Source organism: Candidatus Saccharibacteria bacterium (assembly GCA_016700375.1).
In the GTDB taxonomy this organism is placed as follows: Bacteria; Patescibacteriota; Saccharimonadia; order Saccharimonadales; family UBA4665; genus JAGXIT01.
On record CP065016.1, the window covers coordinates 1,117,746 to 1,141,115 of the forward strand.

Annotated in this window: 28 protein-coding genes and 1 tRNA gene; 21 read left to right on the forward strand and 8 right to left on the reverse strand. The window is 47.6% G+C overall.

Annotation, left to right across the window (positions count from 1 at the left end; all coding sequences use genetic code 11):
• The first annotated feature begins 84 nt into the window (after positions 1–84).
• The 4 genes from IPP75_05755 to IPP75_05770 are packed head-to-tail and all read left to right on the forward strand — an operon-like array spanning position 85 to position 3,182.
• Positions 85–975, forward strand: coding sequence for a DMT family transporter (locus IPP75_05755; protein ID QQS69386.1), 891 nt, complete (start codon positions 85–87; stop codon positions 973–975).
• Entirely contained in the window at positions 975–1,538 is a 564-nt protein-coding gene (locus IPP75_05760; GenBank protein ID QQS69387.1) for an NUDIX domain-containing protein, read from the forward strand. The genes IPP75_05755 and IPP75_05760 overlap by 1 nt, the downstream gene beginning before the upstream one ends.
• A complete protein-coding gene (locus tag IPP75_05765; GenBank protein QQS69388.1) occupies positions 1,535–2,101 on the forward strand; it encodes a peptide deformylase in 567 nt (188 codons plus the stop codon). The genes IPP75_05760 and IPP75_05765 overlap by 4 nt, the downstream gene beginning before the upstream one ends.
• Before the next feature lie 31 nt (positions 2,102–2,132).
• Complete coding sequence (locus IPP75_05770; protein QQS69389.1) at positions 2,133–3,182, forward strand: hypothetical protein; 1,050 nt, start codon at positions 2,133–2,135, stop codon at positions 3,180–3,182.
• 13 nt (positions 3,183–3,195) lie between these two features.
• Here the strand turns inward: IPP75_05770 and IPP75_05775 are convergent, their stop codons facing one another.
• Positions 3,196–3,840: a hypothetical protein gene (locus IPP75_05775; GenBank protein ID QQS69390.1), complete on the reverse strand. Its 645-nt coding sequence runs from the start codon at positions 3,838–3,840 to the stop codon at positions 3,196–3,198.
• 651 nt (positions 3,841–4,491) lie between these two features.
• Between IPP75_05775 and IPP75_05780 the strand changes: the two genes are divergently transcribed.
• From IPP75_05780 to IPP75_05795, 4 genes are all read left to right on the forward strand, one after another.
• The gene (locus IPP75_05780) at positions 4,492–5,169 is read left to right on the forward strand and encodes an NAD(P)H-dependent oxidoreductase (GenBank protein QQS69391.1); all 678 of its coding nucleotides are present in this window, start codon (positions 4,492–4,494) and stop codon (positions 5,167–5,169) included.
• Between the two features lie 2 nt (positions 5,170–5,171).
• Positions 5,172–5,423 carry a helix-hairpin-helix domain-containing protein gene (locus IPP75_05785; protein ID QQS69392.1) on the forward strand — a complete coding sequence of 84 codons (252 nt, stop codon included), beginning with the start codon at positions 5,172–5,174 and terminating at the stop codon, positions 5,421–5,423.
• 200 nt (positions 5,424–5,623) lie between these two features.
• Positions 5,624–7,786, forward strand: coding sequence for an AAA family ATPase (locus IPP75_05790; protein ID QQS69393.1), 2,163 nt, complete (start codon positions 5,624–5,626; stop codon positions 7,784–7,786).
• Positions 7,779–9,050, forward strand: a complete 1,272-nt coding sequence (locus IPP75_05795; GenBank protein ID QQS69394.1) for a DUF2130 domain-containing protein — start codon at positions 7,779–7,781, stop codon at positions 9,048–9,050. Before IPP75_05790 ends, IPP75_05795 begins: the two co-directional genes overlap by 8 nt.
• Positions 9,051–9,137: 87 nt before the next feature.
• Here IPP75_05795 and IPP75_05800 read toward each other — a convergent pair whose 3' ends face one another.
• Positions 9,138–9,695, reverse strand: a complete 558-nt coding sequence (locus IPP75_05800) for a hypothetical protein (GenBank protein ID QQS69395.1) — start codon at positions 9,693–9,695, stop codon at positions 9,138–9,140.
• Positions 9,696–9,725: 30 nt separating this feature from the next.
• The gene (locus IPP75_05805; GenBank protein QQS69396.1) at positions 9,726–10,448 is read right to left on the reverse strand and encodes a CPBP family intramembrane metalloprotease; all 723 of its coding nucleotides are present in this window, start codon (positions 10,446–10,448) and stop codon (positions 9,726–9,728) included.
• Positions 10,449–10,505: 57 nt separating this feature from the next.
• On the opposite strand from IPP75_05805, the gene IPP75_05810 reads away from it, so the two are divergent.
• Genes IPP75_05810 through IPP75_05820 form a run of 3 tightly spaced genes read left to right on the forward strand, consistent with a single transcriptional unit; the run spans position 10,506 to position 12,163 of the window.
• Positions 10,506–11,042, forward strand: coding sequence for a DUF1697 domain-containing protein (locus IPP75_05810; protein ID QQS69397.1), 537 nt, complete (start codon positions 10,506–10,508; stop codon positions 11,040–11,042).
• A gap of 15 nt (positions 11,043–11,057) precedes the next feature.
• Positions 11,058–11,435 (forward strand): hypothetical protein, encoded by a 378-nt coding sequence (locus tag IPP75_05815; GenBank protein QQS69398.1) that lies wholly within the window; start codon positions 11,058–11,060, stop codon positions 11,433–11,435.
• A 20-nt stretch (positions 11,436–11,455) separates the two neighbouring features.
• Entirely contained in the window at positions 11,456–12,163 is a 708-nt protein-coding gene (locus IPP75_05820; protein ID QQS70166.1) for a DNA alkylation repair protein, read from the forward strand.
• Here the strand turns inward: IPP75_05820 and IPP75_05825 are convergent.
• Positions 12,153–12,551 (reverse strand): tryptophan-rich sensory protein, encoded by a 399-nt coding sequence (locus IPP75_05825; protein QQS69399.1) that lies wholly within the window; start codon positions 12,549–12,551, stop codon positions 12,153–12,155. The two genes, IPP75_05820 and IPP75_05825, sit on opposite strands and share 11 nt — an antisense overlap.
• Positions 12,552–12,632: 81 nt before the next feature.
• On the opposite strand from IPP75_05825, the gene IPP75_05830 reads away from it, so the two are divergent.
• The 7 genes from IPP75_05830 (at position 12,633) to IPP75_05860 (ending at position 17,866) form a co-directional block, all read left to right on the forward strand.
• A complete protein-coding gene (locus IPP75_05830; GenBank protein ID QQS69400.1) occupies positions 12,633–13,025 on the forward strand; it encodes a DUF2177 family protein in 393 nt (130 codons plus the stop codon).
• Positions 13,025–13,882 (forward strand): DUF1295 domain-containing protein, encoded by an 858-nt coding sequence (locus tag IPP75_05835; protein QQS69401.1) that lies wholly within the window; start codon positions 13,025–13,027, stop codon positions 13,880–13,882. Before IPP75_05830 ends, IPP75_05835 begins: the two co-directional genes overlap by 1 nt.
• 43 nt (positions 13,883–13,925) lie before the next feature.
• Positions 13,926–14,168 carry a hypothetical protein gene (locus tag IPP75_05840; GenBank protein ID QQS69402.1) on the forward strand — a complete coding sequence of 81 codons (243 nt, stop codon included), beginning with the start codon at positions 13,926–13,928 and terminating at the stop codon, positions 14,166–14,168.
• A 50-nt stretch (positions 14,169–14,218) separates the two neighbouring features.
• On the forward strand, positions 14,219–15,826 hold the full coding sequence (locus tag IPP75_05845; GenBank protein QQS69403.1) for an excinuclease ABC subunit UvrC: 1,608 nt from the start codon (positions 14,219–14,221) through the stop codon (positions 15,824–15,826).
• 21 nt (positions 15,827–15,847) lie between these two features.
• Positions 15,848–16,429: a metal-dependent hydrolase gene (locus IPP75_05850; protein QQS69404.1), complete on the forward strand. Its 582-nt coding sequence runs from the start codon at positions 15,848–15,850 to the stop codon at positions 16,427–16,429.
• Positions 16,430–16,526: 97 nt separating this feature from the next.
• Positions 16,527–17,141, forward strand: coding sequence for a hypothetical protein (locus tag IPP75_05855; protein QQS69405.1), 615 nt, complete (start codon positions 16,527–16,529; stop codon positions 17,139–17,141).
• Between the two features lie 101 nt (positions 17,142–17,242).
• Positions 17,243–17,866 (forward strand): hypothetical protein, encoded by a 624-nt coding sequence (locus tag IPP75_05860; protein QQS69406.1) that lies wholly within the window; start codon positions 17,243–17,245, stop codon positions 17,864–17,866.
• On the opposite strand, the gene IPP75_05865 is transcribed toward IPP75_05860, so the two are convergent.
• A complete protein-coding gene (locus IPP75_05865; GenBank protein QQS69407.1) occupies positions 17,856–18,392 on the reverse strand; it encodes a hypothetical protein in 537 nt (178 codons plus the stop codon). The two genes, IPP75_05860 and IPP75_05865, sit on opposite strands and share 11 nt — an antisense overlap.
• A gap of 102 nt (positions 18,393–18,494) precedes the next feature.
• On the opposite strand from IPP75_05865, the gene IPP75_05870 reads away from it, so the two are divergent.
• Entirely contained in the window at positions 18,495–19,352 is an 858-nt protein-coding gene (locus tag IPP75_05870) for a zinc metallopeptidase (GenBank protein ID QQS69408.1), read from the forward strand.
• Positions 19,353–19,714: 362 nt separating this feature from the next.
• Here the strand turns inward: IPP75_05870 and IPP75_05875 are convergent, their stop codons facing one another.
• The 3 genes from IPP75_05875 to IPP75_05885 all read right to left on the reverse strand — a co-directional run bounded on the left by IPP75_05875 (position 19,715) and on the right by IPP75_05885 (position 21,195).
• On the reverse strand, positions 19,715–20,674 hold the full coding sequence (locus IPP75_05875; protein ID QQS69409.1) for a transposase family protein: 960 nt from the start codon (positions 20,672–20,674) through the stop codon (positions 19,715–19,717).
• Positions 20,631–21,080, reverse strand: a complete 450-nt coding sequence (locus tag IPP75_05880) for a hypothetical protein (GenBank protein QQS69410.1) — start codon at positions 21,078–21,080, stop codon at positions 20,631–20,633. The genes IPP75_05875 and IPP75_05880 overlap by 44 nt, the downstream gene beginning before the upstream one ends.
• 38 nt (positions 21,081–21,118) lie before the next feature.
• Positions 21,119–21,195: transfer RNA gene (locus tag IPP75_05885), tRNA-Arg, on the reverse strand.
• A gap of 185 nt (positions 21,196–21,380) precedes the next feature.
• Here IPP75_05885 and IPP75_05890 point away from each other — a divergent pair.
• Positions 21,381–22,652, forward strand: coding sequence for a hypothetical protein (locus IPP75_05890; protein QQS69411.1), 1,272 nt, complete (start codon positions 21,381–21,383; stop codon positions 22,650–22,652).
• Between the two features lie 112 nt (positions 22,653–22,764).
• Entirely contained in the window at positions 22,765–23,274 is a 510-nt protein-coding gene (locus IPP75_05895) for a dihydrofolate reductase (GenBank protein QQS69412.1), read from the forward strand.
• Positions 23,275–23,370 lie beyond the last annotated feature (96 nt).

Below are 23,370 nucleotides of genomic sequence, written 5' to 3' on the forward strand. Positions count from 1 at the left end.
AAAGATTTACAAGAGAAATTGTAGCGTGCTTTATCTATTGGTGGCTAATGCGTGATTGGGGTTTGCTAAACTTGAAAGAATACAATGAAACAAAGATGGCTAGGGCTGTCTAACAATACAAAAGGGGTTACGACGGGGCTTCTGTCGGCGTTTTTCTTTGCGAGCTACCTTGTGATTAACAGATATATTTACACAGAGTTTACAGTAGATTCCCTCGCATTTGCATTTCTTTTCAATGCTCTCGCTGGTATATTTGCCGGCCTGTCACTAATGCAAAAATACAATAAAAGAAAAATGAGAAGCATTTGGCAGGACCGTTACAGAATATTACTACTTTGTATCTATGGTCTAGCGGGTATGTTATTACTTTTGATGGGTCAGCGCTATACCACGTCTATACACGCGTCGTTGCTTGTGACGGGTAGTATTGTTGCCACAATGGTGTTTTCTACTTTATTCCTTAAAGAAAGTATAACCACACGTCAAAAATGGTGGGTAGTTGGTATGTTTGTGGGACTTTATGTTGCCATCGTGGGCGTACAAGCCATAAGCTTTCTTAGGGGCGACCTGATTATCCTAATTGGTATTATATTTTTCGGGCTAGGAAACGTATTATCAAGAAGCTTAATGCAAAGACATGATTCCGCTATCATCCCAGATTTACGGGTTTTTCTTGTAGCGGTGATTGCGGGCTTGGTGTATGTATTGTTCTTTCATTCAATAAACATCTTCTCATTAGTTGGGCTGTGGACAGTCGTATCTTCGCTATGTTTCTGGCTGACAATGAGAAGCTTCGCAGCCACTGTTCACTTAGTGAATGCGAACCACGCGATTGTACTTGTAAATGCGCAGATAGTACCAGCATCACTTGCTGGTGTTTTTCTGCTGAACGAACACTACAGTTTGGAAAAATTTGTTGGTTCGGTGATTGTTCTCGTATGTATTTACTTCATAACGTGGAGGGGTAGGGAATAATGCCGCACATACATACCCAGCCAGGGCAGCACGATATGACGGTGAGCGCGTACATAATCCGGCGCGACGGCGATGACTGGAAATGCTTGGTACATATGCACCGTAAGGCAGGCAAGCTTATGCAGGTGGGTGGCCACGTCGAACTAGACGAAACACCATGGCAAACACTTATGCATGAAATTCGTGACGAAAGTGGCTACCAAGTATCTGAGCTAAGTGTATTACAGGTTCTGCAGCCGCCTCATTTGGAGACTGCTGTGGTGCATCCTGCACCCTTTTCTTCAAACACGCACAATGTTGGCAACGGCCACTTTCATTCCGACTGGTGTTACGGCTTTGTCGCGGCCGACAGGCCGAGCGGCATCGTCGCGAGCGGAGAATCGACAGATGTTCGCTGGTGTACCCTAGCCGAGCTACGCAGTCTTGCGGAGCAAGGCATATGTTTGTACGACGTCATCGATTTATACGAATTTTTGGTAAGCAACGTAAGCAGCTTTCAGCAATATCCATGCGGGCAGTACTCACTAAAAAAGCCGGCTCATGGCGAAACGGTCATACCATGAAAGGGTTGCGCCTGACACGGCTCGGAGACCCGTTGCTCCGGCAAGTTGCGCGTGAACTAACGGTCGCAGAAATCAAATCAGGTGAAATTCAGCAGCTTATAACAGATATGCTCAAGACAAATGAGGTAAAAGGCGGTATGGGACTTGCCGCGCCTCAGGTTGGTGTGCCGCTGGCTCTTGCCGTTATAGACATTCGGCCAACGAAACATCGTCCGAAGGCTGAACCGTACCGGAGCGTCGTAATCAATCCGCGGTTTACTGGTGTAGGACGGAGGGTGCGCACATGGGAGGGATGTCTTAGCGCTGGAAGTGGTAGTACCGTTTTATTTGGTCAAACACTGCAGTACAAGCGCATCCAGGCGCAGTGGCTCGATGAAGGCGGAAGGGCACATGACGAAGAACTCTCGGGCTTAGTGGCGCACGTTTTTCAGCACGAAACCGAACACCTACAAGGTGTTCTATTTGTAGACAGAGTGCAAGATACTAAAACATTTATGGTAGCGAGTGAATACCGCAAAAGAATTCTAAAAAAGGCTTCTTTAGGTCAAGACAATACCGTATAATCGCCAGAAATAGTAATGGCAAAGGAGTAGCATGCGGTCAAAATCAAAAAAACTGTGGATTGTAGCAGGAGTTCTCTTGGTCATGACAGGAGGGACGCTATGGTTATTTGGCGGGAATTCTCCACAAGATCGCTTGAGCCAAGAAGACTGCACCAGTTATGAGCAATATGATGAAAAAGGTGGCTCTTGCTATTACGACTGTGAAACAGATGAAGAATGCGCGACGATTGAGCAGAAGATAAATGCCGAACTTGATAGCTATTTTGAAGGCTCTCAAGCAAAAGTGGCTCCGACAAAACCTAAGCCTCAGCCTGCTGTCGAGCAACCCCAAAATACAAACGACCAGCCCACAAAACAGTACACCCTCGAGGAAACCGGCTCGGACACGCGGGGCAAAGTATATACGGTCACTACATCGCAGGAGCTTTCGCCGCAACCACGTAGCCGTGATGCTGAACTATGGCAGTTATTCACCCGGGTAGCGAGCAAGCAAACCATTAGCGAAAGGTTGCTGACGTTTGAGGTGTTCTCTGATGCAAATAACGACAGCGCAGCTTCTGTGTGGCAGAGTCAAGATAACCCGGCCAAATGGCACATGAATGTCAATGCCGCCTTTATGGATGACCGCAAAGACCTTATACATACCATGGTGCACGAGTTTGGTCACATTGTCACCCTTAACACGACTCAGGTAGAACGAGTGAGCGGGAGCTGTCCTAGGTTGGAAATACCCGAAGGTTGCACAAAAGCGGGGTCATACTTAGCAAATTTTGAGTCTCGTTTCTGGGCCAAATATGGCTCCAGCGTCCCAGGTAATTACGGTGACGACCAAGACGAAGTTACGACATTTTACCAAGGCAAAGAAGATGCTTTCGTTACCGAATATGCCGCCACAAACCCCATTGAAGACTTGGCGGAAACGTGGGCGTACTTTGTACTACGTGCGAAACCAGCTGACACAAGCGAAAAAAGCCAGAAAATACTCTCACTCTACGACTACCCCGAACTGGTTCAGCTGCGTGACCGCATACGGGCAAATGTAGGCAACGAACTGACGCAGCGCAATTTGCTAAAGCGTTAGAAAAGATTAGTTTTTATTCGAAGTGCAGTTTGTACGAAGCGGCTAGTTTATCTTTGTAGCTTGCGTCTACTCCGTCTAGGTTGACGCCAGACAGCAGGAATACGACATTGCTATTACGAACATAAAGTTGCTGGTTCGCTTCTTTGCTACCGTCCGTGCGGTTTCGTGACCAGAAAAAGGCTTCATCGCCCACACCAGACTTATCTTCCTTCAGGTAATAAACGGTGTCGCCGTATTTTTCGGTGCTGCGTACGCTATTCATTTCAGTTTTGGCGGCAGCCTCATCGGCGTACTGCCGGTAGGAAATAACGAACGTCACGCCCTTACCACTGTCTGTTTCGTTGTAATCGCACTCAAATTGTTTTGTGTTTGGTCCGGTTATCTCGCTGACTTTTGCGGTGCTATTATCGTCGTCAGTAAAAGTAACACCCCACACTGGCGCCAGCTCTGCAAATGTGTACGTCGAGCAATCGGCCAGCTCTCCAACAGCTTTAAACGGAATCTTTGGTGAGTCTGAAGTGGTGGTATTCTTTTGCTGACTTGCTGAACTTTTGTTTGAGCTGTCTGTCTTGGCGGTATCTTTATCCATGAGGATAAAGCCCGCTCCGCCCACGACAACCACCATGGCAATAATGGAAAGTAATATCTTTGGTTTCATAGTTCCTCCTCTTACTTACTAAATACCATGCTAGCGTATTTGCTGAGAAATAGTAAGGCCCCTTGCATAATCAACCATCCCATCCACCAGACTCCCTTCCAGCCATCTCATGGCTTACGTCCTCGCTCTCTCGGTCGCCGTAACTACGGTTACGGCTCTGTCGGTCACTCCTGGCGCACTCATGATTTGACTGAAATGGAGCTGGTTCTTGTGAGAAGGTTATTTATGCAAGGGGCCTAAGTAAGAATTCTCGCAGATGTTTTACTCGTGTCAGGCTCCCACTATACTGAACACATCCCTCAGACAGCCTAGCTAGTAACAGAGGCATATAATTTGTAAGATTCTGGTACATAGAACCACGAGGAGTGTTTCGTATATGGCCAAGCATTACCGCTCCTGGCCAAGACGGGCAAATTGTGGGTGTCATGGCCTAAGCAGTCCGCCGAGGTTGCAACTGACCTGACCGGCAATACCGTCCGCGAATATATGCTAACAACCGGTCTTGTTGATGTATAAGTCGCTGCCATTGACTCATTCTGGTCTGGGTTACAGTTTGTTTACCGCATGAAAGACAGACAACGGTAGCAGCAGCTAGTTACTAGACTTGGGTAGTGATTTACAGTATACCTCCGGGGATATAGAATGAGTGGAATGGACAACGCACCCCATTTGGTACCGCGCGAACAGATTTTGGCTGGCTTTAACTTTCGGCATGCCGCCAAGCGGTTTGACTCTACAAAAACTGTATCTAACGAAGACTTTGAGCTACTGCTTGAAGTAGCCCGGTTATCGCCGAGCTCATTTGGGCTAGAACCATGGAATATCATCATTGCAAACGGTGCGTTGCGCAAGGGGCTTACGCCACTGTGCTGGGGGGCGCAGGGCCAGCTACCGACCGCCAGCCACTTCATCATATTTACCGCCAAGACATCTGGGGCAATGGCACCGGGTGCTCCATACGCAAAAAAGGCGTTGCAGTCAGTACGGGGCATGAGCAAGGTAGAAGCGGATGAGTACGTGGCATTTTATAAAAAATGGCTTACGGATGACTACGCCAGACTCAATGCGCCGGAACTACTGCACGAGTGGGCGGCGCGTCAGGCCTACATTGCCATGGCAAATATGATGACCGTAGCAGCAATGCGCGGGATTGATTCATGCGCAATCGAAGGCTTCAATGTTCAAAAAGTAACAACCTTACTTGCTGCAAAAAAACTAATCGACCCCCGCCAAGACCTGCCTGTTGTCATGCTAGCTCTCGGCTACCGCATAGACCCGCCCAAGCCCAAAACCCGCCGCCCCATGGGTGAGATTATGAAGGAAGCTTAGCGGTGACCCAGTCTGTTTTTGTAGAAATACCAGGGGTTGGCCCATCGCTGGCTCGCGACCTAGAGTCGTTGGGTTATACGGCGATTGATGGTCTCCGAGGTGAAAACCCCGAGCAAATGTATGAACGCTTGCAAGCCAACGCCGGTGTGCATATAGACCGCTGTGTGCTTTACACTTTCCGTTGTGCCGTGTATTACGCTTCCGGCGGCCGTGATGCAGAGAAACTAAAATGGTGGAACTGGAAAGACCAGTGAAGGTTATAGGTGGTAAGGGCGTAGAGGTAATCCGCCCAGCCTCCAAAAAGAAATAACCTGCTATTTCTCTCGCCTCAAATTCTCCGCCGCCATTACCCGCAGCGCCAAAAATGTCTTTTTGCCCTCTCCGGAAAATTTGTCCATTAGCCGGGTAGGGTTGTTAAGTAAAAAACATGACCATAGGGTTATAATAAGGTGAAATGAGAACAGATAGGGTAAGTAAGGTCGTTAAGTATACTCTTAAGTCCTATGTTAAATATACTGGGCCAGATGACCTTTTTGATCGTGCCAACATATTCTTTGCGCAAAACGGTCAGGGTAAGAGTGCATTAGCGCTGGGAATTCGTGATGAATATCTTAAGTCTAATTCTGAAGATGGTTTAAGAATATATAACAATGACTATGTCGAGGCAAAATTACGAGCTAGTGAAGGTTCGGGTAACATTCGTGGAGTTAAATTGAACTTTGGGGATAACGCCAGCATAGAAGAGCAACTCTCGATGCTTGAAAAGGAACGAGCAGAGATATTGAGCGAGGCTGAGGCGCTTGAGAATGAGAATAAAACCCTTATAAAAACTACCGAGGATACTATTCACGATATTTTCACCCGACGTAAAGGAAAATCAAAGATAAAAACAAAATCCCATAAAGATGGAGTGCACGAAAAAGTTGTTGGTCTTTGGGTAGATGAATATATTGAAGCGCTAAAGCTTTTCCCGAAAGAGGATTACGGAATCATTTCAGGCGAGGATAATCTCAGTAAAAACCTAGATGCAATCACTAACGTTAATTTACCATCCATTGTCTTGCCAACAGATGAAGATTACCGAGAAATCGGAAGGATTCTCAATAAAACGTATGATACATCTACTATCCCAGTTCCAGAGGTTGTGAAATGGCTTGAAATAGGGGTTGGACTTCATCATGGCAAGCAGGCATGCGAGTTTTGCCTAAGCAAAGTTGATATTATCGAAATTGAAGACAGAGTAGCAAAGTACACACAGAATGCACAAAGTATTGATAGCAAGAAAATTGAGGATATTATTAGTAGCATCGCCAGCATTGCGACAAAGGTGAGAGGCCTTGTTACCAGCAAACTGGGCATACTAATTGCATTTGACAATCATACTGATGCAGAGTTGTTCTTTAATGACTTAGAGATCCAGCTTGAATATACTGAAAAGTATACGACGGCCTTATCAGAAAAACTCAATAACATGGCTGGTCAAAAAGAAGATATCTCCGGCGACCTAAAAAATACCCTAAAATTAATTGATAGCAATATAGATGACCTCAGGCGCGTCAAGGCCGAGCTCAAGACCGGTTACGAGAAGCGTATCAATCGGCTTGAGGTGCTCGTTAAGGGTGGTATCGGCTATGAGATAAAAAACAACGAAGTCATAAATAATAATATTACAACATATAACAACAACCTAAAAAAGCTTTCTTACCTTAGAAAAGACTATCGTAAAAGGATGACCGTAATCAATGACCTGAAAGACAGCAAATCTGATCTCTCCGATTTCGCTAAGTATCTAAACGAGATTTTAGCCGATATCAATATAGGATTTAAACTTCGACTTGATACTACCGATAAATCCTATTTCATCGAAAACATTGCAACTGAGGAAAAACTACACATCAAAGACATTAGTGAGGGGGAACGTAATTTTCTTGCACTCATCTACTTCTACTACGAGATGTTGGGCGATGATGGAAAAACATTAAGAGATGGCATTAATGTTGTTATTATTGATGACCCTATTTCAAGCCTTGATGATGAGAATAGGTTTTACATACTTGAGCTTGTCAAAAAAGTGATTGACGATAAGAGCTTTCAGTCATTCGTGTTCACCCATGCATGGCACGACTTCTATGACCTTTGTTATGGTAAGAATGAAGACCAGCATATTAGGAAGTATGAGATTCGTAAAGTAAACGGTAAAAGTATCGTGTATGCAGCTAAGAGCATCATAAATCCGTATAGAAAATTATTCAAAAAAGTTTTTGATTTCTCAGAGAAGAGCTTTGGGGACCTAGATTTGGATGAAATACTTCATACGCCAAATACCATGAGGCGTGTCCTTGAGGAGTACATGCGTTTTAATCACGGTATTGAATTTGCAACTCAAGCAAACTACAACAAGATAGCCCGGGCGCTAATGCGTCAAGAGGTTGCAAAAATAAGTACTAAAAATGAAACTAAAATTAGAACTCTGTTAACTGTTTGTAATGTCTTGTCGCATGGTACCCCACGTGCTAAATCTGCAAGCGACATACACAATAGTGCCAAATTTCTTATGGGTAGATTTAAGGATATTGATAAGTATCATTATGATGAAATGAGGCAATTGGATGAATAGCATTAACTGTCCGAAATGTGGAAGTTCAATAGACATTGATGAAGTGCTAAGTGGGCAGATTGAGGCACGGGTGATTGCGTCGGAGCATCAGAAGCATCTGGCTGAGATTGAGAAGTTGAAGTCCGAAGACGAGCAGAGGCGTGTCGAGGAGCGTAAGGCGTTTGAGGCTACAGCGAACGAAAAAATTAAGGCACAGCAGGAACTGTTAGAGGAAAAGTCGCGCCAATCACTTGAACTTGAGCGTGAAAAAATGAAAGTGCAGCTGGAAGGCGAAGCTAAGAAGAAAGCGCAAGAGCAAGAATTACTTATTGAGCAGCTCCGTGAAGATGCGAAATCTGATAAAGAATCAGCAATGGAATTACGTGAACTTGTGAAAGAGTTACGCGAGGATTTACGTGGTGAGAAGAAAGCCCGTGAGAACGCCGAGCTGGAGGCTCAGAAGAAACTCAGCGAGTCAGAGGATAAAATTCGTCAAGATGCTTTGAAGACTTCCGATGAATCACATCGTCTGAAAATGCTTGAGATGGAAAAGAAGCTTACCGATACACAAGCGGCTTTAGAGGCTGCTCAACGCAAAGCGAGTCAAGGTTCACAACAAAATCAAGGTGAAGTGCTAGAGCTGGATCTCGAACAGCGTCTACGCGAAGAATTCCCATTTGATGACATTACAGAGGTGAAAAAGGGGCAACGCGGTGCTGACGTACGACAAACAGTAAAAAATAAATCGTTTAAACCCTGTGGTGCTATATTGTACGAAACAAAGAATGGCAAGTGGCAACCTGCATGGGTTGCGAAGTTCAAAGTTGATATTCGAGAGGCTGGCGCAAATGTAGGTATCATCGTTAGTCAAGAATTACCGCAAGAATATGGCGATATGTGCCAGCTTGATGGTGTTTGGGTGTGCAAACCAGTTCTTGCACCTGTGCTTGCTGCTGCGCTTCGTAACGCAATACTGCAAGTTGATATCGCTAATCACAATAACGAGAACAAGGATGAAAAATTAGAGGGTTTGTATCAGTTTTTGGTTGGTCCAGAGTTTCGGCATCGTGTAGAAGCCATCGTTGAGAACTACGGACTTATGCAGGCAGAAATTGAAAAAGAAAAACGTACAGCAGCATTGCGCTGGAGTCGACAAGAAAAGTCAATCCGTGCTGTAATAGATAACACATTAGGTATGTATGGTGACCTGCAGGGGATAACGGGCGGAGCACTTACGAGTATTAAAGCTATAGAAGCCGAAGTAGGCGAAGATGTCGAGGACTGATTAGCTTGAGATTTATTTGAGGCGCGGCTTGATATCTTTTTTGCTTCGGAGTCGTTGAGTTTTGCGAAGAGTCAGGCAGTTCGGTTTCTAGTCAACCCTGACTAAATACTGTCCCAAATCGGCGCGCATGATGCTTTCGCGTTTGGCCGGGTGGCCATCGGCTTCGACGATGAGCGTCATGAGTGGTTCGGTGCTGGAAGGTAGGGCTGGCAGGCTGATGACGCCCAGCTCATCCGTTGTCGCTTCGGTAAGTACTTCGCTGACGGGGTTACATGGTGCTTTGATGCACTGTACTTTGACTTCACTTGAAACCTTCACGCGGGTACGGGCGAGCGGCTGCGCCTTTGCTCCATTTGTTATAACAACCAGCGTCACTTGCGAGGGTTTTGTGCCAGCACTCGGCACATTCACGCCAAAGGTTATGCCCCGCTCGAAAAGCTGGCGGGCATAATCGGTGTTGGTGCAAAGCGGGTCGGTTGTGGTGTAGTTTGCAGTTGCGCGGTCGCAGCGCAAGGCTTTTGAGATGTCATTTGTGTCGGTGTTTGTAGGGGCATTACCTCGTTTAGAAAGCAGTAGGAAAGTCACGCCAGCGCCAACGACAATGAGGCAGGCAAGTATGATGATGAGTTGTGAACGTTTTTTCATACCCCCAGTATAGCGCATGGTTTAGGCGTCTTACGCGCGCTTGCCAAATATACCTTTTTTCGCAAGGTATGGCATGACAATGAGGCCGTTAATATCGAGCAGTGCATGGACAGCCATAGGTACAAAAATAGTTCCGCTGCTCATGAAAAGTTTGAGAAATACCCAGCCAATGACGGTAGTTGCAAGCACAACCTTCCAGCCACCGTAGAGATGCTCAATCCCAAAAACAAGAAGCGCTAGACCCATCGATACGGCCGCGTTGCCAGTGACAAGAAAAAGGAGCGCGGGCAGCATGGCGCGGAAGAAAAGTTCTTCGGTAATACCGGCCGTTACCGACATACCGACAGCCAGCCATCGCTCTTTGGTTGTAGTAGGGACAAGTGCTTCTTGCGGTGCCTCGCGGCGCTTTTTCAGACTACGTTTGACTCGCCAGCCAACAATGAAGGCTGCAATGAGAAGCCCTATCACGACGCCAATGATGACACTGGTGTCGTGTTCGCTATTGCCGCTCAGACTGATGAATGCAGAGCTGTCGCTGCGGGCAATCGGCTCAAACAGATAGTGGACGTGTCCAGCGAGTAGTAAAAGCGTTGCTGCTGGAAGGGCAAAAATTAGCCAGGACTGACTAATCCAGCGCAGGTATAACCTGCTTCTTTCTTTTGTGCGTATGAGCTCGGCGTAATCTTTGACGCCGGTGTAGGTTGAGTAAGCCGATATGGCGAGTGCGACCAGAAGTAGGGGTAAAAATGACAAAGAGTTTTCTCCGTATTACGGTTGAATGAAATGATATAACTCTTATACTATACCATTATGAAATACGTTGCGTTGCTGCGCGGGATTAATGTAGGAGGCAACCGCAAAGTGCCGATGGCAGAGCTTAAGACTGCGTTTGAGCAGTGTGGCTTTAGTGATGTCAGGACGTACATAAACTCTGGCAATGTCATTTTCGAATCGCTCAAGAAGCCAAATGTGAGCGCTATGCAAAATACGTTATTGTCAACCTTTGGGTTTGAAATACCGCTCCTTATCCTCGACGGCGACCGCATTTGCCGCATTGCCGAAGCGATTCCGGAAGGGTGGCAAAACGACACCACACAGAAGTCAGACATAGCCTACCTATTTCCAGCGGCGGACGATGCGACTATTACCATGAAACTCGGCTGCAATGCAGACATAGAAACGGCGGTATATGTAGAGGGCGCACTGTTGTACTCCGTTGAGCGCAAAAACCAACATCGCAGCAGCCTGCTCAGGGTAGTAGGTACGCCACTGTACCAACAGATGACCATTCGTAACCTAAACACTGCCCGTAAGCTAGCTGAACTTTGCTACGCTCGTTCGCAGTGAGTATACTAGCTCTATATGACAAGAATCACAAAACAGCTCCTGGCACTGTTTTATGCAATGGCAGTATTGGCTCAGGTATTTGTAATTACAAAAGTCATTCCCATTGCTTGGGTAAATGGCGGGCGGAGCGAGTCCTTCAGTGAGCAGGCAGGCTTGTCTGTAGCTAGCATTTTCTTGATTGCGCTCATTGGATTACTCACTTGGTATCTTATAGCTCAAAAAAATCGCAAATTTGGTATGGCAGGACTCGTTATTATCACAATCTGGTGGCTTGGATCCCTGCCGCTGCAGCTACTTGGTACATCTTTTGAAAAACTGGTGCTTGCACCGCTTCATGCATTTGGGATTTTTGCGTATGCCCGTGCAATACTCACAGTGAAAGCTTTGAAGTGAGCCATGTGCAAACTGCCAAAATGGTTATGGATAACCTGAAAAAGTATGTCAGTGATGCCGACGCGGTGAACTTGCAGTGGTTTTTCAAGACGGGGCCGGGGGAGTATGGCGAAGGTGACCAATTCATCGGCGTCCGCGTGCCGATGATACGGAAGATATGTAAAGAGTTCAAACAGTTGTCGCTTGCTGAGGTACAAAAACTCATCGAAAGTCCGTTTCACGAACACCGCATGGCAGGGCTCATTATACTGACGCTGCAATACCCACACGCATCAACGAGAGCGAAAAACGACATATTTGACCTCTATATGCGTGAGCTAACCAAGCGAAATATCAATAACTGGGATCTCGTTGACGTTACTTGCCGTCACATTGTCGGTGAACATGTGCGAGAAAACCGTGCAGTGTTGTACAAACTTGCGAATAGCGACAACCTGTGGGAACGGCGTGTGAGCATCATTAGCACATTTGCCTACATTGCTCGAGGTGATGCGACTACCTCACTTGAATTGGCCGAATTATTACTACATGACCGTGAGGACCTCATGCATAAAGCTGTTGGCTGGACGCTGCGCGAAGTCGGCAAACGCTGCGATGAACAACTGCTACGCAATTTTCTTAATCGACATGCGCACCATATGCCACGCACCGCTTTGCGGTACGCTATTGAACATTTGCCCCCGGCTGACCGACAGCACTACATGAAAAAGAAAGACACTAGTTACTAGTGGTAATGCTTAGCTGGAGGACGCTAGCAAGGCTAACCCACAGAAGGTAAGGAATAAATAGGAACGCAACGATGCGGTTGTGCGGCCAAATGGCAACCATTAACCAAATGATAGTTGCCCATACGATGAGGATGCACGTGGCTGCCCCTACGAGGCTGCGCAGCCCAAACTGAATGGGCGTAAATGCAATATTCGCGACTACATTTATGATAAAAGGTAGGAGTACGATGAAGGGGATTTCTTTTCGAGCGTACAGCATCCATACGTAAATATTGACACCAATAATTATGGGATACAGGAGCGTCCAGATGGTGCCAATGATATTTGGGCTTGGTGTCCACGAAGGTTTCGTGAGCGCATCATACCACTGCATAGTGTCATTGTTCATGAGCTTAAGTATGGACGGTACGAACTTTTTTGCCAAACGAAAAATTCCTGCTTGAGGTATACTAAAACAAAAGGAGGGCATATGGAATTAGTCAAGCAACTTGTGGTGGCGGGTGGCGTCATGGGGGCGCTGGACTGGATTTGGCTTGGAACGGTCGCGAAAACGTTTTATCGCTCGCAAATCGGTAAACTCCTACTCGACAAGCCAAATATGACGGCTGCAGTATTGTTTTACGTTATTTACGTAGTTGGAGTGGTGACATTTGTCATCTCGCCGGCTCTTGAAAGGGGTTCGCTCGGCTACGCCCTGACACGCGGCGCGCTCTTTGGCTTTGTGGCGTATGCCACCTATGACTTAACAAACCTTGCCACCATCAAAGGCTTTACCACCAAAGTTGTTGTGGTTGATTTGGCTTGGGGGGCACTGCTGACGGCCACGGTCGCGGGTGTGACATTCGCCATACTGCACCGCTGATGAAACGCCTGCTGCAACTATTTTTCGTCGGGTATGTGGTTTTGTCTGTTGCGACACTTGTTCGTTATGGCATGCTTGGAAACGTATTCAGCAAAATGGCACTGTGTTGGCTGGCTGGCCTGCTCCTGCTGACTCTATTCTTTGCGGTCGCACTTGCTCGGCAGCGGTTTGATTTGGTGGACACTGCCTGGGGCTTGACCTTTATGGCTATTGCCACAAGCGCCTTTGTAATTGGCCCCTATACAGTCGGGTTAAACGCGGCTACAGTAGTTTTAGGGCTGGTGTGCATTTGGGGGCTTCGGCTGGCGTGGCACATTGGGCGCCGGTTTTTGCGTTCCTCCAGTACAGATGAACGCTACGTTGAACTCATGAAAAAATGGCGCGGTAACAGAGCGCTAAATGCCTATGTTCGTATATATGGAGTGCAGTCGCTCTTGGCACTACTAGTATCTATACCAGTTATTCATATTTGCATCAGTCAAGGGGTAGCTTGGAATATATGGATGCAACTAGGTGTCTTAGTATGGGCTGTAGGCTTTTGGTGTGAGACGCTGGCTGATGCGCAGCTAAAGCGCTTTCTGGCGAACCCAGTAAACCGCGGCAAGCTCATGACTCACGGTCTTTGGAAATATTCGCGCTACCCAAACTACTTTGGCGAACTCACTATGTGGTGGGGAGTTGCGCTCATGTCGCTCGGCACCGCACATGGCTGGGTGGGCTTGGGTGGCGCGGCTGTCATAACCTATCTCATAGTCTACGTTTCCGGCATCCCCCCAAAAGAGGCGAGACTAAAAACCAGACATGGCTGGGAGGACTATGCAAAAAAGACCAGACTACTTCTACCGGCTCCCAGATAGGTTGTCAAACACAAGCTTTTATGCTAGTATATCTTCATAAATTATGAGCGAATTTACTGGCGATGTTTATCTTGGTACTCGTGTCGGTCGAAGGCGGGCTGAAGGTGCGTATAATTCAGTTTTTGAGAAGGCAAAGAATGCCATACTGGATGTTATTAAACGAGATTGGGAATATGGAAATCGCAATGTAGGCCAGGTCACCATGTCCGTACCATCTACTTTTGGTGTTGAGGATTATCATGAATATAGATTACAAAATCGGCCGGATGACGGGGAAAAGCAATAGAAAGATAAACGCGTCTTTAGGCATAATGCAGTAAGGCTACTCCCATTATTTTGAGCGAAGAATTGGCTAATAAATTAAAAGAGTTGCCCAAAACCCCAGGGGTGTATTTTCATAAGTCAGCCTCAGGGGAGATTATTTATGTGGGGAAGGCGGCGGTGCTGCGCAACCGGGTACGGCAGTATTTTCAGGCAAGTCGGTCGCGCGACCCAAAAACAGAGGCGTTGGTAGCAGAAATAGTCGATACCGATTGGATGGAAGTGGAAAGTGAGCTTGAAGCGCTGTTCCTCGAGGCTGAGATGATTCGCCGCTATATGCCACGCTATAACATTTTGCTGCGCGACGATAAGGCCATGAGCTACATACGCATCGACATCGATAGCGATTACCCCACAGTTAGTACCACGCGCCGACCGCTCGATGATGGTGCACGTTACTACGGCCCGTACTTTTCGACTACGGGCGTTCGTGCGGCACTCAAACTGCTGCGCCGTATTTTTCCCTTTGCCTACAAAAAACCAGCGGGACAAAAACGGGTGAGCCTGTACTATCACCTTGGCCTTGACCCTGGGTTGGAAGAAGGCAAGACAAACCTTGCCGATTACCGCGCAAACCTGCGCAAGCTCATAGCGGTCATAGAGGGTAAACGCGAGCGCATCATCCGCCAGGTGGAGAAAGAGATGAAAGTCGCCAGCAAAGCCCAAAACTTCGAGTTGGCTGCCAAACTGCGAAACCAAATGGCGGCACTGCAAAACCTTGGCCGCCAAGTCATCTTTAGCGACAAAGAATTTATGGATATCAGCAAAGACCATGCGCTTGGTGAGCTGGTTGACTTGCTGGGCCTAGCGAAATTTCCGCGTCGGATAGAGGGCTACGACATATCCCACATGCAGGGCACGAACGTTGTGGCGAGCATGGTTGTATTTACCAATGGCGTGAGCGACAAAGGCCAATACCGCAAGTTCAAAATGACCCGTCAGCAAAACGACGACTTTTACAACATGCACGAAACCATTACTCGCCGCCTGAGCGATAAAAATATGAAAGCTTGGGGTAAGCCCGACCTGTTCCTCATAGACGGCGGCAAAGGCCAGCTAGACGCCGCGCTCCGCGCCCGCGCCGAGTTTGCGTCAAGGACGGACCCTGACGCAGTGCTGCGTCAGGGTCCGTCCTTGACGCAGGGATTCATGATGCCCATGATAGGGCTGGCGAAGCGGGAAGAGCAGATTGTCATAAAAAAAGAGCAGAGTGCAGAGGGTAGAGGGCAAAGTTCGTCCGAGGTTGGCTCGAACGTTACGCTAGATGTAAACGTGTTGCATAAACTCGGTGGGTACACCACTGAAACTGACGATTTTATTCTGGTAAATTTGCCCCACAGCACCAACCTTGTAAAACTACTGCAGCGTATACGCGACGAGTCTCACCGCTTTGCCGTGAGTTATCACTCTACGCTCAAAGTAAAACAGCAAACCGCTAGCGTGCTGGATGGCATCCCCACCATTGGCCCGGCAACCCGCAAGAAACTCATTAAAACATTTGGCAGCGTGCGAGGTGTTATGCAGGCACGCGACTGGGAGCTCGCAAAAATTGTCGGCGATAAGAAGGCGGTAATTTTACGTCAATACCTACGGCCGGTTCAAAAGGAGCAAAGAAAAACATAAGACACGTATAATGGAGTGCATATGACTGCACGGACGCATGATGTTGCTGCTCTTACTGCACTTACGTTGTGGATTCTGGCCGTGCCGCCCGGCAAGACTACAGTAGCCACAGCGCTGACGGCGGTGCTTGCAAACCAGCTTGGTGGGATTGCGCCAGACATAGACCAGCCCACGGCGCCACTGTGGCGCAATATACCGGTTGGGCGGTACTTTGGAAAGATTTTTGGGGCACTGGTGGGTGGGCATCGTTTCTTTTGCCACTCTATTTTGGGTGTTGCAGCATTTGGGGCGCTTAGTTTGCTACTACTCCAATTTTTGCAGCCAATTATGCCGAACGTAGATATACATTTCGTCTGGGGCGCCTTTCTGACCGGTGTTGTGTCTCACCTCATTATGGATAGTTTCACCAAAGAAGGAGTGCCATGGCTGCTGCCCATTCCATTCAAATTTGGGTTTCCGCCGCTGCGTCGCCTGCGCGTGACTACCGGCAAAGGCATGGAAAACTTTGTTGTACTGCCGCTGCTCATTGCCATTACTACTTGGCTCTGCGCCAGCAATTACACGGCACTGGCCGAAATCATTCAGCGCAACCTCGTGAAGTAGTTGTGAGATTTATTACAGCACGTCCTCTCCACCGGGCGTATAAAGAATATGGATATAAGGCGCTTAGTCTCTCAAATAAACAATAAGAGGAAACCATATGGCGGTAAAAGCTTCAATTACTCCTGAAGTGGGTGGAAACGTGCTTGTATTCCCAGAACGGGGCCAACGTCATGTAGTAGATGAACTTTCCTGGCTCCTTACAGGTATTGAAACTGCAGGTGTTACTTATGCAGGGCGAGAATCTCAAAAAGCTCTACTTTGTAAGGTATTCGGTATTGTGTTGGGAGCTACCGTACAGGATATTTCTCTCACGCGTACGCGCGCCCATAGACTGGAACGCATAGAAAAAAAGATCAATATGCGAATTGCAGATTCTGATTCTTCAGGCAGACCCGTGTACAGAAATCAGATTAGGACCGTAACCGAAAATGTTCCGATAACGAGAGATACAACTCCGGCATGGCAGACACCCGTTGAAGTAGTAGCGAAAGTAAATGGCAAATATCTGCCGGTAGATTTGGCAGACCATGACGCGGTGTTATCAGGACAAGAATTCACCAGTACTCTTAGAGATTTAATTCGTTATGCTGTTGATAATACTGAGCTCGTTTATGCCGCAGAAGCAGTCATGCCAACCATGGAAGAATTTATTGCTAAACCTGCCCCTAGGATTGGCGTTGTTGCACTCGCCTTAACTGGCACCGAAGGCTAATTTGCCCGCTACAATGTGATAAAAATTACCGACTGCCGATCGCATATAATGCATAATTAGAATCGAGCTTCTAAAACAAATACATGGCAAATTTTTCCGAAATGTCTCGAAATTCAATTCCAGGTTCGGCGGTTAGACCGCAAGAAATTGATTTTGCTGCAGAAGTAGACTCATTTATTGCCAGTCTAGAAGAGCAATTGAAACCCGCAGGCCCTATACGTCAGCGTCAGGATAATGCAATCGAACATTTGAGGCGTTTTGGACTAGCGCCGAGGGAACAGATTGATACCGTTAGGGCAGATTTGGAGCGGGCGCTCGGTTTTGAGTGCCGAATACTTCGAGTTATTCGGGCGGTAATAGCTTCTGCTGATGGCGGTGAGCGCACCGTGACACGGCTGATTGCAGGCGGATACCAGCAAATAAGTGACGAAGTGGTCGACCCCACGGTACGGGTTATAGATAACTGGGATGGACACCAAAACAATCTGAGCGACGAAACAAGGACTCGGCTGTGGCAGCTGTGTGCCAATACAGAAAACCCCGTTTACATTGCCGCTGGTGCGCAGGATAGGTTTGAAGGTGACATCCATGAGGCACTTGTTGCTGTTGGACGAGACCAGGGCATACCGGTGCGCGATGCTTACCGCCTTGGTGGCCCTGCGGTAAGCGGTGTTCGTGAGCCACAGAGCTTTGTTGAATGGTCGCAGTACTCGCTTACTGCTTGAAAAGTGATAATTTTCCAAGGCGGGGGATAATATGTGTTTGTAAAAATGTTATTCTTGGCCCATCTTTTACCCTAGATAGCTGTTGATACCATTCAAGTTGTTTCGAGGGGTGTAAAACTGCGTATCCACTTGTTAGTTCCGGGTGCTCACCATCACCGGGGTAAATGAGAGCATCCTCGTGAGCTTCCCCGTAGGACCATGTTCCTACCGTTGTGTCGGCGTCTATTTGAACGGGTCGCCGGAGCTTAGGCTCTATTTTTGAAAGGTCGATTTCTTGGCGAAATGTTATCACGCCCCTGTAGCGGTTAGGGCGCCAATCATTTGCTCGAATAGTATTTTGCAGTGCATCAGGCACACAAATATCGAGGTCACTCACACTTATTCGGTGAAGCGTAAGGGGCATATCGAGCATGACCTTATAAAGCGCTAACGCAGTACTTCCAACGATAATAATGCCTGACCGGCCATGCTCGCTCGTATGGGCTGCGATTTCTGGGGAACGATTGAGGGCTTGGAGCTGGAGCATTTATATAATTATAACATAATATTCCCGGAATAAAAATGTGATGGTCATTACAGTCGCTCCATTAGCGCATAGTATACTGTTCTCATATGCAAGGAGTTCAACATGGCTTTGTGGGATAAAATCGGCAGTAGTGGGAATGTAGAAGACCGGCGGGGCATGGGGACCGGCGGTATAGCCGTTACGAGCATTGGCGGGCTCATTTTGTTTCTTGCATTTGCATTTCTGGGCGGCGGTACAGGGCAAAACGGCAGTATGCTCGAGCAAATTCTTGGCCAGGTCGCCCAACAGCAGCCGACCACGACATCTCAGCCCGCCGAATTCCAGGGTGCCGACCAGTACGAGACGTTTACCAAGAAAGTGCTTGGGTCTAACAACGACACCTGGCAGGCAATACTTGCCGTGCAAGGTGTGGAGTATACACCCCCGAAGCTTGTACTGTTTCGGGACCTAACGCAGTCTGCGTGCGGCGCGGCTAGTTCGGCCGTTGGGCCGCACTATTGCCCCTATGACCAAACGATTTATATGGACGAAACATTTTTCGACGAACTCCAGCGGCGGTTTGGCGGCAGTAGCGGCGATGTAGCACAAGCCTACGTTATTTCACACGAGGTCGGGCATCATGTGCAAAACGTCACTGGCACCATGGAGCAGGTAGCCGCTGCCCAGCAAGACGACCCGGGTGCGGCAAATGAGTTATCGGTACGCTTAGAACTACAAGCCGACTGCTACGCGGGCATATGGGCCCGTTCGCTCTCGCAGCTTGGTGTTTTTGAAAACCCCGACGAAATCAAAGAAGCGCTCAGTGCTGCTGCAGCCGTCGGCGATGACCGTATACAAGAAGCCACGCAAGGTCGCAGCAACCCCGAGACCTGGACACACGGCTCATCCGCTCAGCGTACTAAATGGTTTACTACGGGCTACAACACGGGAAAAATGGCAAGCTGCAATACGTTTGAGTAGTCAGCTCCTATGGTTAGTGTTTTACTACTGCCGTGCAAGCCTTGCAGAAGTCTATGCCCATTTCACTAAATCTAAATACTTCGATAGTCTCCAAAGCCGGTGGATACGGTCCCATTGATATACCCTGTATAATGGGCGGACGGAGAATGTTAAAACTATAAAGCTTTTGTATTAAAACGGCTAATTGTTCTTTTGTAATACTTTCTCCCGACCCTACAAGTACTTTATTAAAATCGTAAGACGTTTCATAGCTTTCGTTACTCTGACTAAACAATAAATTAATCATACTAGCCTCAACAGGCTCAAGATTTTTAAGAATGGTAATGTAGTAATTGTGTACTAAGCCCCAATTGTCCAGACACTTAGACATGAGTTACTGTTCCTTTCCATACCGCTTCATAGTGCTCCATTGGCGGCAGGTTATTGCAGCTGCTATGCCGTCTCACGCGATTGTATTCGTTCTGCCATAGTTTCATTGCTTCGTTGAACGCGACGACATCAAGCTCGGTCGTTTTGGTGACGTGGTAAAACTCTTCTTCGTCTGTCCGATGGCTCCGCTCGACAAAACCATTATGTTGGGGTGTACCCGGTCGGGATAGCTTGTGCTCGATGCCCCGGTCGAGCAGGTACTGCGTGAACGGGTGGATACGTCTGAGCTCATGGTCACGCTTTTTGTTACCGCCAGTAGACAAATTGGTGAACGTGGAGTGGTTATCTGTCTGGACACATTCCACCGTAATACCAATCGATTCGTAGAACGCCAGGGCTTCACGCACAAAGGCGATTGAGTTGCTATTCGACAAGCCATCCTTGACCGCCAGGTACCGGATCTTGCTGACAATGTCTATCGCTGTAAACTGCTGTCTCCGACTCCGTCGTTTATCTTCGTCCGGACGAACCGGTGCAGCCTTAGTGTCAATCTGCACTCGGTAGCCTGGATAGGGCGCGTAGAACGGTCTCGTTGGCTTTTTCTTTGGATGTTTCTGGTGCTTTACGAGGTCGGCTCGTTCAATAATGCCGCGGACAGCTTTCTCGCCAATGGATATTCCAGAGTCACTCATCTCATCGACGATTCGCTTCGGGCCATAGGATAGTCCCAGCCTGATTTGTAGCACCAAATCCTCAATGTCTTCATTCGTCTGCCAGGATACCCTGCCTTTTGGTCCAGGCTTCTGCGGGAACAGTTCGATCCGCCAAGCATAGATAGTATCCCGATGGATCCCAAACATTCGGGCAGCGATTGCCGCGCCTTTCGCATCGGCTTCAGTTAACACTCGTTTACGATAGGCAATAACTTGATGTCGGGTTAGGTTCTTCTTCATACACATATGCCCCAATTCTACACACCGAGGTGTCGGAGGGATTGGGGCTTAGTATAGTAATGTAGTAATTGTTTGTTGACGGATTCACACTGCGATTCACTAAAAGGTTTGCCCACATCTCCTGTAATATCTCGTTTTCTTCTAAGGACGACTCTTCAAAGAATTGGCTTAAAAACTTGGGGCTCACCCTATTTGGATCTAGATTAGACTCTTCGCACTTCCTTCTTACGCGCCCAGCAATGTTTATGAGGTTATTCCATCTCCATAATTTGATCCAATCACCTCCTAATAAACCTAACAAATCACTACCAGCAAATTTTTGCAGGAAGTCATAGTCCTCTTTGTTTATCTCACCTTCTATCGCTGGGGTCTTTAACTTCATAATTAAATTGGCCCTTCCGGCCATTTATAGATGATATCTTGCGGGCATATATTTATGACTCTTGGTACCCCGCACAGGAATCGAACCTGCAACCTCCGGTACCGGAAACCGACGCTCTATCCAATTGAGCTAACGGGGCTCGTCCTCCCGTACGCGCCTACCTCGTTTTACCTATCGGTAAAAGCTTCGGCCTAGCGCTACGGTCGTCCTCTCAAAATCTCAAACGGTCGACTTCGCTCCCTGGTTTGAGATTTTGCTAGAGGAAGTGGTACCGAGTGAATTATAGCACGTATAACAGAGGTGTGGTATGGTAATGGGGTGAAAATGACCACTCTTTCTGAGGTGAATGAGGCGCTGCGTCCGTATGATGCTGTTTCGAAGCGCACTGTTGGCAAGCACATAACGCTTGGTCGCACAGAACGCCTCATGGCCCACCTCAGCAACCCAGAAAAATCGCTTTGTGTCATACATGTGGCCGGTACTAGCGGCAAAACATCTACCTCGTATTTCATCACTGCACTACTTGTAGCCGCAGGTTCTAAAGTCGGTACCACCGTCTCGCCCTACGTAGACGGAATGAACGAACAGGTTCAAATAAATGGTCTGCCACTTTCCGAGAAACAGTTTGCCGCATACTTCGGCGAGTTCATCGAGCTGCTGAGCGATGCGCCAGAGCAGCCGACCCGCTTCGAGGTTTTGATAGCGTTTGCCTATTGGGTCTTTCAAAAAGAACAGGTTGACTATGCGGTCATAGAAACCGGTATGGGCGGGCTGGACGATTCTACGAACATCGCGGCCCGCACTGATAAACTTTGCGTTATCACCGATATCGGTTATGACCATATGGAGCATTTGGGAACTACTTTGGGCAAAATTGCCTATCAAAAGGCAGGGATTATTCACGATGGCAACACTGCACTCATGTACGACCAAAATCCAGAAATCATGACAGTGGTGCGTTACTGGGTGAGCCAGCAAGAAGATGCTGAGTTGCTTACTTTTGAGCAAGATAGGCTTGCTAACGCGTACCATGGTAATTTCTCAGCAGACATGCCAGAGTACCAGAAGCGCAACTGGCTGCTGGCATTCGCGGCCTACAAATTTCTGGTAAAACGAGACGAATTACGCGATATTTCTGCGACAAAGTTGCAAAAAACCATGGAGCTACAAGTGCCAGGGCGCATGGACGAACGCAGGATTACGGGCAAAACCATACTCATGGACGGAGCACATAACGGGCAGAAAATGAGTGCGTTTTGGCAAAGTTTTGCTGCAAAATATCCTGGTGTGAAGCCAGTCGTACTGCTCGCCCTGAAGCAGGGTAAAGAAATAGCCGATATTGTTCCGCTACTGCAAAACCACGCCGCTGAAGTCATAGTTACGACCTTCACCAAAACACAGGACTTGCCCCTGCTTTCCATAGGACCAAGTGAAATCACCAGCGTACTACAGGCAAATGGAGTGAAATGTCGTGCCGTACACAGTCAAAAGGAGGCATATGAAACGTTCCTCCATCACGTTCAAGATATTGGTGTTATAACGGGTTCTTTCTTCCTCATTTCTCAGCTTCGGGAAGGACATAGAGAACTCAGATGATATTTTGTCATTCTGAGCGAATGCGAAGAATCTTCTCTGGACTTCATAGGAGATCTTACGCTCATGCTCAAGATGACAAGATGGTGGCGGGGTGCATTAGGAGAAGACAATCATGATTCGGGATATTGTGGCGGTTGATGAAAAAGGTGGTATGGCAAAAAGGGGTAAAACCCCATGGTTTATACCGGAAGACCTTACGTATTTTCACGAACAGAGCAAACGGTTTGGCGGCAACCTGCTCATTGGGCGTGGCACCTACGAGGCTATGAAAAAGGGGTTAGTCGAAAGACACGGTGCGAACGCGTGGCCACCAGCTGGACGCCACTTGTATGTACTAACTTCTCATGACATACCAGACGAAACGAACGTAACCATCATTCATTCTCTCGAAAAATTTTTGGCAGATATGGCCGCCGCTGGTAAAGATGTATGGAACGGCAGCATTGCCGAGGTGGAGCCAGACCAAATCTACCTGACTCGCGTGCATGCAGACTACGACTGCGACAAGTTTTACCCCATGGAACGACTACGAAACTTCACGCTCATAAAATCATGGCCGGGTACGCCAGGTGTAGATGAGCCGCAGTATACATTTGAGGTTTACGAGCGTATAAAAAACTAAGATAACACTGGCTTATATATAACCAAAGATACGAACGTAATAGAAAATTGTGTCTAGAAAAATGAAAAAGCCCAGACAAGCCGGACTTTTTCATGC